The organism is Vibrio sp. 10N.286.46.A8 (genome assembly GCF_041470165.1).
GTDB classification, from domain to species: Bacteria; Pseudomonadota; Gammaproteobacteria; order Enterobacterales; family Vibrionaceae; genus Vibrio; species Vibrio tasmaniensis_A.
Map to the genome: position 1 here is coordinate 1 of NZ_JBFRLX010000339.1, position 864 is coordinate 864.

At 41.0% G+C, this 864-nt stretch carries 1 protein-coding gene; it reads left to right on the forward strand.

The window, feature by feature from the left end:
* Positions 1-32 precede the first annotated feature (32 nt).
* Positions 33-864 (forward strand): aldose 1-epimerase (locus tag AB4232_RS22215; RefSeq protein ID WP_372088030.1); only part of this gene is annotated, 832 nt, incomplete at its 3' end.

Here is an 864-nt window from a genome sequence, read left to right on the forward strand (position 1 = left end):
TGTTAATATCTTTTTAAAATGGAGACATCAACATGTTTAAAATTATAAATGAAAAATTTGGAAATATTGACTCAGTCACATTAATAAACCACCAACATGGTATAGAACTTCAAATAATCAATGGATTTGGTGCTGTTATTAATAAATATACCGTAAATAACAGTCCATTCTCTTTTATTTGTGGTTATCAGAATTATGATGAACTGATCAACCAACATCCGTTCTTTTCCCGCAGTGCTAAATTATTCCCTTTTCCAAACCGTTTAAACTTAGGTCGTTACAGTTTCGATAACCAAAACCATCAACTCCCAGCTAACTTTCCATGGTCTGATCACGCCGTACACGGCCTGCTCTACAACCAACCTTTTTCAATCACAAACAGCGTAACCACTGAAGAATCCGCCAGTGTGACGTTGCAGTATCAAACGTCATCTTTGCATCCTGCTTTCCCGTTTGCGTTCAACCTTGAAGTGACCTTCACTATCGATACCACGGGTAAACTCACTTCCTCAACGACCGTCTCTAATTTGGGTGATTCCGCCTTCCCATTCGGAGATGCTTGGCACCCTTATTTTTCACTCGGTACTGAGCTAGCACAATGTGGACTCGCTATGTCGCCTTGCTCTGAGGTCATACACGAAAACGACCTACCCAATGGTGAAAAACTGGCTTTTGACTGTTTGTCTTTGGGTGATTCACTCACCAATCAAAGCTTAAATCACTGCTTTGAATTTGATTCCAAGACAACCAACCAACTTGCGTTTACACGCTCAGATTCGTCTGCCGCTATTCGCTATCAACAAGATGCAAGCTACCCATTCGTTCAGCTTTACACGCCGACGAGCGAACAAAGTATTGCAATAG